Raw genomic sequence first — 10,909 nt, forward strand, 5'->3', positions numbered from 1 at the left:
GGGTAGGCGAGTCACTATGCTCGATTTTAAGGAACTTGAGGCGTTTGTATGGGCGGTAAGGCTTGGCTCCTTCCGTAAGGCGGCGACCCGCCTGCACCTTACCCAGCCTTCTGTATCTGAGCGTATTTCACGCCTTGAATCCACGGTGGGAGAATTGCTGTTAGAACGGTCTGCTCGGCCTATCCAGCCGACCATGCGCGGGCGTGAGTTCTTTGTCCACGCTGAGCGGATGTTGCACCAACGCGATGAGGCAATGAAGCTATTCGATAGCGAAGAGGCTTTTTCTGCACCACTTCGGCTCGGCACGATTGAAACCATTGCCCATAGCTGGTTTCCCGACTTTATGCGCAGGCTCACCGAGCGGTACCCGCGTCTCACCATAGAATTGACGGTTGATTATTCGCCAGTGCTGAATGAGCGGCTACTAGGCAATGAGCTGGATATTGTGCTGGCGATGAATGGCTATTCGCCGCAGAAGCAGATCGAGTACGAGTCACTGAGCCCCTATGAAATGGGCATGTTTGTCTCTCCCCGGCACGCCAAGCTGCTAAGTGAAAGTGCCGATACCTGGGGTAAGCAACTGCCATTCATTTCGTTTGGTAAGCAGGCGCGTCCTTATGCAGAGATGGTGAATTACCTGGCAGAGCAGGGCGTGGCCAGCCCGCGTATTCATAGCGTTAGTACCTTGATGACGATTGTGCGCATGACCACAGAAGGATTAGGGATCGGCGCGCTGCCAGTTGCCACTGTGCTGGATGAGKGGCAGCGGGGGGAGCTTTATCGCCTTGAGCTGCCAGTGCCATTACCGGCCATGCACTATGATGCGATATGGCGTAACGCTAATCATCCGCGCTTTTGCCGGGGAGTTGCCCGCTTGGCCCAGCAGTGTGCCTGCCGCTACGCTCAGGCGCGGCGTGCCGATATGACAACAACACTTTTCTCTGGGCGCTGGGTTGCTACCTGCGCCTCCTCTGGTACCACCGAAGCAATGCATTAGAAGCAACGCACTATTAGAAGCACCATACTATTAATAGAAATAAGAGGGTTCTTACGATGCGCAAGACAATCACGACTTCACTGCTACTGGCGACCGCCTGCGGTTTAACGGTGTCGGCTCACGCCGCAGAGTGGACGATGGCAACGCCTTACGGGGATGCCAGCTTTCATACTCAAAACAACAAACAGTTCGCTGAAGATGTAGCGGAAGCAACCGACGGCGAGCTGACAATTACCGTGCATAGCGGCGGTTCGCTGGTGTCACACGGGGAAATTAAGCCGTCGGTGCGTCGTGGCACTATTGATGCAGGTGAAGTATTCCTCTCGGTTCTTTCCAATGACGACCCGATATTTGAAGTTGATACGCTGCCAGGTGTGGCGGGTAGCTATGACGATGCCTATGCGCTGTGGGAAGCTACCAAACCGATGATCACCGAACTGTTTGCCTATGAAGGGTTGATTCCGCTCTACGCGGTCGCCTGGCCTGCACAAGGTATCTATACCTCTGAGCCTCTCACCGACCCCGAGCAGTTCGAAGGCCTGCGCGTTCGTGCACCCAATATTAATACCCAACGTTTTGTCGATAACCTGGGCGGCAGCCCGACTGAAACTGAAGAGTCTGATATCCCTACCGCGTTTAGCACCGGGCGTGTGGATGCCATGATCACCTCAAGCTCTACCGGCAACTCCATGGCGGCGTGGGATTACGTGACTGATTACACTGACGCTAACCTGTGGCTGCCCAAGAATATCGTCTTTATCAGCCAACGCAGTTTTGATGGCTTGGATGAAGCGACCCAGGAAGCACTGATGGAAGCCGCCGCTGAAGCTGAAAAACGTGGCTGGGAAATGAGKCGAGAAGATAACGATGCCAGTTTGGCGGTTCTGGAAGAGAACGGCATTTCAGTCTCTGAGCCTAACGAAGCCATTTCAGCGGCGCTTCAAGCAGCCGGTGATACGCTTTTTGAAGATTGGCAATCTCGTGCCGATGACGAAGCTAAACAGGCGCTAGAAACTTACCGCGAGCAGCAAGGCAGCTAATTTAAGTGCTGTTTAGCTAAGTGTTATTTATATAAGTTCTGGCGTGATCCTGTTTGTAGGGGCGGTGGTTTTGGCGCTGCCCCTGCTTTCCACACGCGCTTTTTCCTAAGTGCTTTTTCCAAGTGCTTTTCCTGAGTGTTTCGTGAGGCTGCGAACATGACGTTTAAATTCGATAAGCTCTATCGCCTGGGGGCTTGGGGTGCGGCGGCGTGCATGGTGGCTATTTGTACGCTAATAGCGCTTCAGGTGACCTTCCGCTTGGTAGATGCTCTGCTGGTGTTGGTTGGCCTCAGTCGCCTGGGCATAAGTATTACCGGCGTTTCGGAAATTGCCTCTTACCTATTGGTGGGAGCGACCTTCCTGGGGTTGGCTTACACCTTTGTGCATCACGCCCATATTCGCGTGACGCTACTAATTACTCGACTGCCACCGGCAATTCGTGTGTGGTTTGAAGTGTTTGGCCTCATTGTCGCCCTGGCGATCAGTCTGATGCTCAGTTACGGCCTCATTGGTTTGGCGAGAGAGAGTCTGCAATATAACGATGTGTCTTCAGGATTTGTGTCGATTCCACTATGGATTCCTCAGCTTGTACTCGCGACCAGCGTAGGGCTGCTGTGTCTTGCGCTGGCTGAAGCTCTGTTTATGGCGGTTCGCATTGCCATTCGTGACCCTGCGAGCTTTCGCGAAGCAACGAGCTTGCAAGACGACCAGTCCCCAGATGAAAGCGAGGGCCACTAAATGTCGATATTTACCCCGTCTGTTGTAACGACATCTCTGTTAATAGCGCCTCTGCCCTCTAAATCGGAGAGATCCTCGTGCTGCTACTAAGTCTCGCCACTATATTCACCCTCGTGGTACTCCTGGGGAGCGGGGTGTGGATCGCCTTTGCACTGATCGGCACTGCCTGGATAGCGTTAGAGTTCTTCAGCTCATTCTCGCCGGGTTCTATCCTAGCCTCAGATTTTTGGGGCGCCAGTTACGGTTGGGATCTTACTGCGCTACCGATGTTTATCTGGATGGGCGAGATTCTGTTTCGCTCCGGGCTTGCAGACAATATGTTTCGTGGCCTGTCGCCCTGGTTAAACCGCCTGCCTGGGCGTTTGCTGCATACCAATATCATTGGCAGCGGCATGTTTGCTGCGGTGTGCGGCTCTTCGGCCGCCACCTGTGCCACGGTAGGTAAAATGACCCTGCCGGAACTCGAACGGCGGGGCTACGATAGCAATATGGCGATTGGCACCCTGGCCAGCGCATCCACTTTGGGGTTATTGATTCCGCCCTCTATCGTGCTGATCGTCTACGGCGTGGTCACCGAGCAATCGATTTCCAGACTGTTTATGGCCGGTATTGGCCCAGGTTTGATGATCCTGGCGATGTTTATGAGCTATCTCATTTTGTGGGCGCTACTTAAAGGCAACCGCGAAGGGCTTACCGGTGAAGATGAATCCGGCATGAGCTTTGCTGAAAAGCTACGCAATACCTGGTCGCTGGTGCCTATTCTGCTGTTAATCGGCGGGATTATCTTTTCGATCTATGGCGGGTTGGCATCGCCCACCGAAGCCGCGGCAGTCGGTGTGGTGCTGTCGATTGTGATTGCACGCTTTAACGGTCATTTTAATCGCGACATTTTTAAAAGCTCGCTGTTTGCTGCCGTGCGTACCGCCTGCATGATTGCGTTCATTATTGCCGGTGCCTCGTTTCTGACCTCGGCCATGGGGTTTACCCAGGTGCCCATGAAGTTGGCAACGGCGATTGGTGAGATGGGGTTGTCGCCCACCATGCTGCTGATTGCACTAACGCTGCTGCTGTTAGTGATGGGGTGCTTCCTGGATGGTATCTCGCTGATTCTGCTGGTGACCGCGATCATTATGCCGCTGGTGAGTGCCGCTGGGTTCGATCTGATCTGGTTTGGTATTTACCTGGTTGTGGTAGTCGAAATGTCGCAAATCACCCCGCCGGTGGGCTTCAACCTGTTCGTGATTCAGGGGCTAACCGGTAAAGATATTCTGACCATTACCAAAGCCACGCTGCCGTTTTTCCTGCTCATGCTACTAGCGATTGCGTTAATGCATATCTTTCCTGGAATCGCCCTCTATCTACCTGAGGCGATGACGCGGTAAGGCGCTGATAAAAGGAAGAGTAGTAACGATAAACAAGCAGAAATGCTCTGGTCGGAGCGCTTGATGGCATGCATGTTCTGACCAGAGATTTAGGACTTAGAGCGGGGTTGGGTGTTGAGTTTTTTGAACGCAATGTCTTTGTTGAACTCGCCTGGGGCGCCATACCCTTTGCGTAGCATAGCAAGTGCTTTGGTTTGCGCTTCTCTACGGCTATTGAGTATCAGCGTATGGTTTAGCAAGAGTTGCTGAGCATTTTCAAGCAGTTCTTTGGGGTCAATAGCCGTGGGGGTGTCTAACATCAGTGTTTTGGCGATCAACTCCATTTTGGGCTGAACTTCTTGTAGCACGCTTTCAAATGAGAAAGAGGGCACGCCGGCTGTTGTACTTAAATCGTATAGGAGGACGGCGAGTTGCTCTTCTGGTGTGCTTGAGAGGCAGGCATCCGCCGCGGGGCCGGATATGCGAACACACATTTCCATCAAACTATCGCTTGTWCTATCGCTTTCACTATCMCTTGTCCTATCGCTTTTATAGGGGGCATGACTAAAGCGGATGGTATTGATTAGCGTGGCCGGGAGCCCCCATTTAGCGGCTAGCCAAGCCCCAATAACGGTGTGGTTGCACCCAAAGTAACGCTGCTCTTCTTCAATCAGGTGCGCATGGGGAATAGCGCTATCAATGTAGAGTTCGTCTACTTGTTCAGGGTACGTCGCGCTTAGCGCCAATATGCCAATATCCTGCAACAGTGCTGCCGTAAAAGCATGACCTGCCTGTTGAGGGCACGCTTGCTCGGCAAGCTGGCGCGCTATTAACGCAGACATAATCGACCGCTGCCAAATATGTGTATGCTGCGGCCCTTTACTGGAGTGCTGAAAAAGGTTGAAGCTCAATACCACCGTTAACGTTGCATCGAGTCCTAAACGCTGGACGGCCTCAAGGCACGTCTGTGTCAAATTGGCCGAGCGAGTATGGTGAACGCTATTCGCGAGCGATATTAACCGAGCGGTTAATGCCAGGTCATGCTCAATGGTGTCGGCAACATCGTTGATAGTCGCTGTTGAGGATTGCGTTAATCTGAGTATGCGTAATGCGATTGAGGGAAGCGAAGGTAAGCGTTGGCACTTTAGGAAGTCGCTGAGCAGAAAAGCTGGCAGTGCTTCAGTAAGCATTAGGTATAGCGCTTCATCTTTTTGTGATGTTCTAGTCACGTTATCTCCCGTGCACTTTGTAGCGTAGCTGCCAGCCACCATTGGGTAATGTCCTAATTTTACCATATACCCAGCGAGTGTTGACGTTGTTGTCGTTGGAAAAGAGCGGTTTATGCTTTGTAGGTCGCTATATATACTTAATGAGGTTAGTGGCAGGTGCTCCAACTGCTCCAGAATTAAAAAAGTGAGTGCAACCATGCACACAAAGAACGATGCGGCCGAGATATTTCGTCAGTTGGCAGAAGGCGTAGGGCACAGCGGGAGCCCCCGTTTTTATGCAACGCTGGTGGAGCGCTTAGCGACAATACTCGGCGTTGATCATGTGCTAGTGGCCGATGTTACGCAACGCCATCAGGCTGAGACACTGGCGGTCTGGTCAAATGGCCACTTGCTTAGCAATATCACTTACCCGCTAACCGGTACGCCTTGCGAAACCGCATTGGGGCGCGAGTGCTGCCTTTATGCCCGTGATGTTCAGTCACGCTTTCCTGACGATAAACTGCTGTGTGAGTTGGGAGCCGAAAGCTACTTAGGGCGGGCGCTCTATGCGGCGGATGGCGCGCTGATAGGCCTGTTAGCGGTGCTCAAAAATTCCCCCATGCAGATGGGCGAGTTAGCCAATGAAATACTGCAGATCGCTGCCGCTCAGGCGGGGGCGGAGCTGGGCCGACAAAAGGCGGAACAGGCATTAAGAAAAAGCGAAGAGGTCGCACGGGAAAGTGAACGCCGCCTGAATACGCTGCTCAATCACCTGCCGGGCATGGCCTATCGCAGTTTAAATGATAGTCATTGGACCATGCAGGTGGTTAGCCAGGGGGCCGAGGCATTAACCGGGTATCGGCCCGACGAGTTGCAAGATAATCGACTGACCAGCTTCGCTGCCCTGATTCATCCTAATGATCAGGACAAGCTCTATCGCGAGGTGCAGTTGGCCATTGCCAATAATCAGCCTTACCGCGTGATTTACCAACTGCGTCATCGTGACGGCGGCTACCGCTGGATGTGGGAGCAGGGCCAAGCCGTTAGGGATGAGGCAGGCGACATCGTCTGTTTAGAAGGCTTTATCTCTGATGTGACCGACCAGCAAGAGTCACAGCGGGTGCAAAACGCTGTGGTTGAAGTGGCTTCTACGGTCACCMCCCAGGTGGGCGACGGCTATTTTCAACAGTTGATTGCGACCTTGGTGAAGGTGCTGGAAGCCGACGCAGGCTTTATTGCGCTACTCCATACGTCCCCTCAAAGCGACAAAAAAGTCGTTGGACAGGCGACCACTGTCAGTATGGTGGTAGAGGGGACTCAACACGAACAACATGCCTTTGCGTTGCGGGGCTCGCCCAGCGAGCAGGTGGTGCTGGAGGGCGAAGCCGTCATGCATGACGGCCCACCACTGCTGTTGCCAGGCACCTTGCTATCAACAAGGGCATGGATTGGCCGACGCCTAGATAACGCCAACGGCGAAGCGATTGGTGTGATGATGGTGTTTTATCGTCAGCCGTTGACTACCAATGCCTTTGCTACCTCGGTGCTGAAAATTCTCTCTACCGGCGCTGCGGCAGAGCTTGAGCGCCGCCGCGACCATCGCCATATGCACCAGTTGGCCTATACCGATACCACCACTGGCTTACCTAACCGCGTCCGTTTTATGGAGCTGTTAGCGCAGATGTGGAAAGAGGCCCACCAGAGTGAGCTTGGTCTTTCGCTGCTGCTATTGGATATCCGCCGTTTTAAGGAGGTGAATGACCTGCACGGCCACCAGGTGGGAGATCAACTGCTGGTGACGGTGGCGGATCGTCTAAAGCAGATCAGCCACGCGCATGGCTCGCTGGCGCGCTTATCCGGGGATGAGTTTGCCTTGTTAGTCGCCGCTGCCGACCCCGTTGATATCGGCGGTCTTGTCGAGCAGCTACGCTCAGCGGTGAAGCAGCCGCTGTCTTTGCAGCGTCGCGTCTTTCACCTCGATGTCAGCATTGGTTTTGCCCATTACCCGCAAGATGTCGCTGAAGCTGGCGAATTATTTAATGCCGCTAGTATTGCCCTCCACCACGCCAAGCGGCGCGAAAACAGCACCTCTCCTTATACTCAAATTATGCGTCATGAGCTGCATCGACGCCAACTGATGAGCGAACGGCTCAGCGCCGCGATCACTGAACACAAGTTAGCGCTCAACTTTCAGCCCCAGGTGGACCTAACCAATGGCCGGTTGACCGGTGCAGAAGCCCTATGCCGCTGGTACGACGCTGAGTGGGGGTGGGTAAGCCCTGGCGAGTTTATTCCCCTGGCCGAAGAGCGCGGCCTTATCCGCGCCCTGGGGGACTGGGTGCTGGAAGAGTCTGCCAAGCAGTTAATCACATGGCGAAATCAGCCCGGTGGAGGGTTGCCAGGCAGGCTATCGATCAATATTTCCGCCCAACAGTTTGCCGACCCAGAGCTCAATAGCCACATAGCGCGCCTCACCGCTGGTGTTCCGCCGAGCGCGATCGCCCTGGAGCTCACCGAAAGCGATTTTATGCGCGACCCAGATCAGGCCGTTGAGATTACCCACGCCATGCGTCAAGCGGGATACTCGCTCTCCATCGACGATTTTGGCACCGGCTACTCCTCTCTCTCCTATTTGCGGCGCTTCGCCGCCGACGCGCTGAAAATAGATATCTCGTTTGTGCGTGAAATGCTCGAAAATAAAAATGATCGCACCATTGTGCAAACCATCATTGCCATGGCGCAGGCGTTAGAAATGAAGACTGTGGCAGAAGGTGTCGAAACCCAAGAGCAAGCTCATTTGCTTGCCGACATGGGCTGTAATGAAGCGCAAGGCTACTGGTTTGGCCGCCCATTACCGGCGGATGAGTTTGCGGCAGCGTGGTTGACCCCTTAAACCCTTATCATCGTCATCGTCTTGTCATCACCTTTGGCATACCCTACGCGCCGCCAACCCGCGATGAAAGGAGTGCCCCATGCGCCTGGCCCTGTTTGATCTTGACGACACCCTCCTGGACGGAGACTGCAGCGACCGCTGGAATTTATGGATGATAGAGCAAGGTTGGATCAGCGATGCCGAGGCCTTTATGGCTCGTGCCGAAAAGATGCATCTGGCCTATCACGCGGGCAAGCTGAAACTTGAAGAGTATCTGGCCATGACCCTGGCACCGCTGCGCGGACGCCGGGTGAAAGATGTGCAAAAAGAGGTCGAGCGCTTTGTGGCCACGCACCTGCAACCGCGTATTTTTGAACAAGCCTGGGCCTGCCTGGAAGCGCACCGCCAGGCTGGCGATACCCTGCTACTGATTTCTGCCTCGTCACGCCATCTGGTCGAGCCGATTGCCACCACCCTGGGGATTGAGCATGTGCTGGCGGTCGAGCTAAGCGTGGAGCACGGAGTGAATGAAGACGCGCGCTATACCGGCGGTAGCGAAGGTATTTTTTCCTATCGCGGCGGCAAGGTGCTGCGCTTGAAAGAGTGGCTGGCCGAACAGCAGATCACTGCTTGCCACACCACCTTCTATTCAGACTCCCGCAACGATTTACCGTTACTGCAATATGTCGATTGCCCCGTGGCAGTTAACCCAGACCCGGTACTGGCCGAGGTGGCTAGCGTTGAAGGTTGGCGGCGCTTAGACTGGCGGACGCCCTCAAGCGCTTCGTCGCCTAATGCTCTGCCAGGAAAATCGGCGCATGTCTGATGCCTACTATTTACAGTTAACCGAACAGCTTCGCACATTAATCGATCAAAATGCCGCCCTGTGGGAAGGCAAGCTTCCCGCCGAGCGGTCATTGGCCGAGCGCTTTGCCACCACCCGCGTGACCCTGCGCCAAGCGCTTTCTCAGCTAGAAGGGGAGGGKCTGATACACCGCAGCAATCGACGCGGCTGGTTTATTTCTCCCGCCCGTTTGGTTTACGACCCCACCCGTGACGCGGGTTTTAACGACTATGTGCGCGCCCAGGGGCGGCAGCCACGCACGGCCGTTTTGAAGCTGGAAAGCCGCGCTCACCCGCCCGCGGCTCGGGCGCTGGGGCTGCCGGATGACCAGCCGTTTCAGCATATTCGCCGCCGCCGCTACGTGGATGACCGCGCGGTGCTGGTGGAGTCGCTGTGGGTAGTACCCGAGCGTGCCCCAGAGTTGCTAGATATCTATAGTGGGCAATCGCTTTGGGGGCTGTTGCGAGAGCGCTGGGGGCACTACCTGGCCAATCGCTCTATTCGCATGGTCTCAGAAGCGCTTTCGCCAATGGATGCCGAAGAGCTATTCGTTGCACCCGGCACTGCCGGGTTAAATATTAACCGTGCCATTTTAGACGACCAGCAGCGCCCTATTGAGTTTGATGAAGAGCACTGGCTGCACGATTCGCTGTGTATCAGCGTGGAGCTATCCGGTCAGCGCTAGCGGAAACGACCTAGTCGCGGTCATCACCAGTTAAAAAAACGTTCAAACAAGCGTCATCGCAGTGTCATTTAACGCCTGCAAACTTCTGGTCTATACCAATCAGCCGGGAGACTATCATGATGATGCCACGCCGTTTATTCCCTTCAACGTTGTTAGCAGGTGCTGCTGCTGTTGCGCTTGCTTCCAACGCCCAAGCAACCGAATTAACGGTGTATACCGCCGTTGAGTCGGACGACCTGCAAAAATATGCTGAACGCTTCAACGCGGCCCACCCGGATATCGAGATTAACTGGGTGCGCGACTCCACCGGCGTGATTACCGCCCGCCTGCTGGCCGAGAAAGACAACCCCCAGGCTGACGTGATCTGGGGCCTGGCCGCTACCAGCCTGCTGGTGTTGGAAGAGGAGGGCATGCTGGAGCGCTACGCTCCCGCTGGCGTTGAGAATCTCGACCCCAAATTTGTCGATGTGGCCTATCGTGATGGTGAAGACCCGGCTTGGGTGGGTATGGACGCCTGGGTCGCTGCTATTTGCTACAACACCATTGAGGGCGAGCGCCAGGGCGTGCCGATGCCGACCTCTTGGGAAGACCTTACCCAGCCTGAGTTTGAAGGCCATGTGATCATGCCTAACCCCAACTCGTCGGGTACCGGCTACCTGGATGTAGCCAGCTGGCTGCAGCTATGGGAAGAGGATCAGGGCTGGGATTACATGGATCGGCTGCATAACAACATCGCCCGTTACMCCCATTCGGGCTCCGCCCCTTGTAGCCTGGCGGCGACAGGTGAAACCGTGGTGGGCGTGTCATTTGCCTTCCGCGGTGCGCGCTTGAAGTCCCAGGGTGCGCCTATTGAAGTTATCTTCCCTGAAGAAGGGCTGGGCTGGGATATGGAGGCCGCCGCTATTATGACTGGTACCGACAAGCAGGAAGCCGCGCAAACGCTTATGGATTGGGCAATCTCCCGCGATGCCAACGAACTCTATAACGAAGGCTATGCAGTGGTTGCCTACCCAGGTGTGGCACAGCCGATTGAAAACTACCCCTCCGATATTACTGATCGCATGATCGACGCCGACTTCCAGTGGGCTGCCGTCAATCGCGAACGCGTGCTGGCCGAGTGGCAGCGTCGCTACGATGGTAAAACCGAGCAATAAGCCGCGATCA

The 10,909-nt window shown here is 54.9% G+C and carries 9 protein-coding genes; 8 read left to right on the plus strand and 1 reads right to left on the minus strand.

Going from position 1 to position 10,909, the window contains the following annotated elements; genetic code table 11:
• The first annotated feature begins 16 nt into the window (after positions 1-16).
• From HALO_RS02660 to HALO_RS02675, 4 genes are all read left to right on the plus strand, one after another.
• The gene (locus tag HALO_RS02660; protein ID WP_050712995.1) at positions 17-997 is read left to right on the plus strand and encodes a LysR family transcriptional regulator; all 981 of its coding nucleotides are present in this window, start codon (positions 17-19) and stop codon (positions 995-997) included.
• Positions 998-1,053: 56 nt separating this feature from the next.
• The gene (locus HALO_RS02665; RefSeq protein ID WP_050712996.1) at positions 1,054-2,037 is read left to right on the plus strand and encodes a TRAP transporter substrate-binding protein; all 984 of its coding nucleotides are present in this window, start codon (positions 1,054-1,056) and stop codon (positions 2,035-2,037) included.
• A gap of 156 nt (positions 2,038-2,193) precedes the next feature.
• On the plus strand, positions 2,194-2,775 hold the full coding sequence (locus HALO_RS02670; protein ID WP_035581296.1) for a TRAP transporter small permease: 582 nt from the start codon (positions 2,194-2,196) through the stop codon (positions 2,773-2,775).
• A 77-nt stretch (positions 2,776-2,852) separates the two neighbouring features.
• Positions 2,853-4,157 carry a TRAP transporter large permease gene (locus HALO_RS02675; protein WP_035581294.1) on the plus strand — a complete coding sequence of 435 codons (1,305 nt, stop codon included), beginning with the start codon at positions 2,853-2,855 and terminating at the stop codon, positions 4,155-4,157.
• Between the two features lie 89 nt (positions 4,158-4,246).
• On the opposite strand, the gene HALO_RS02680 is transcribed toward HALO_RS02675, so the two are convergent.
• Positions 4,247-5,365 (minus strand): HDOD domain-containing protein, encoded by a 1,119-nt coding sequence (locus tag HALO_RS02680; protein ID WP_231896799.1) that lies wholly within the window; start codon positions 5,363-5,365, stop codon positions 4,247-4,249.
• Positions 5,366-5,561: 196 nt separating this feature from the next.
• Between HALO_RS02680 and HALO_RS02685 the strand changes: the two genes are divergently transcribed.
• The 4 genes from HALO_RS02685 to HALO_RS02700 all read left to right on the plus strand — a co-directional run bounded on the left by HALO_RS02685 (position 5,562) and on the right by HALO_RS02700 (position 10,899).
• Positions 5,562-8,237 (plus strand): bifunctional diguanylate cyclase/phosphodiesterase, encoded by a 2,676-nt coding sequence (locus HALO_RS02685; RefSeq protein WP_050712998.1) that lies wholly within the window; start codon positions 5,562-5,564, stop codon positions 8,235-8,237.
• 79 nt (positions 8,238-8,316) lie between these two features.
• A complete protein-coding gene (locus HALO_RS02690) occupies positions 8,317-9,042 on the plus strand; it encodes an HAD family hydrolase (RefSeq protein ID WP_035581285.1) in 726 nt (241 codons plus the stop codon).
• Positions 9,035-9,745: a UTRA domain-containing protein gene (locus tag HALO_RS02695; RefSeq protein ID WP_050712999.1), complete on the plus strand. Its 711-nt coding sequence runs from the start codon at positions 9,035-9,037 to the stop codon at positions 9,743-9,745. The genes HALO_RS02690 and HALO_RS02695 overlap by 8 nt, the downstream gene beginning before the upstream one ends.
• A 116-nt stretch (positions 9,746-9,861) precedes the next feature.
• Positions 9,862-10,899 (plus strand): putative 2-aminoethylphosphonate ABC transporter substrate-binding protein, encoded by a 1,038-nt coding sequence (locus tag HALO_RS02700; RefSeq protein ID WP_050713000.1) that lies wholly within the window; start codon positions 9,862-9,864, stop codon positions 10,897-10,899.
• The last annotated feature ends 10 nt before the right edge of the window (positions 10,900-10,909 follow it).

Origin of the sequence: Halomonas sp. R57-5, from assembly GCF_900070345.1 — a bacterium.
In the GTDB taxonomy this organism is placed as follows: domain Bacteria; phylum Pseudomonadota; class Gammaproteobacteria; order Pseudomonadales; family Halomonadaceae; genus Vreelandella; species Vreelandella ventosae_B.

Bases quoted from the DNA above. Each gene is read 5' to 3' on its own strand.
- HALO_RS02670 (WP_035581296.1), top strand. From the start codon at position 2,194: ATGACGTTTAAATTCGATAAGCTCTATCGCCTGGGGGCTTGGGGTGCG.
- HALO_RS02690 (WP_035581285.1), top strand. From the start codon at position 8,317: ATGCGCCTGGCCCTGTTTGATCTTGACGACACCCTCCTGGACGGAGAC.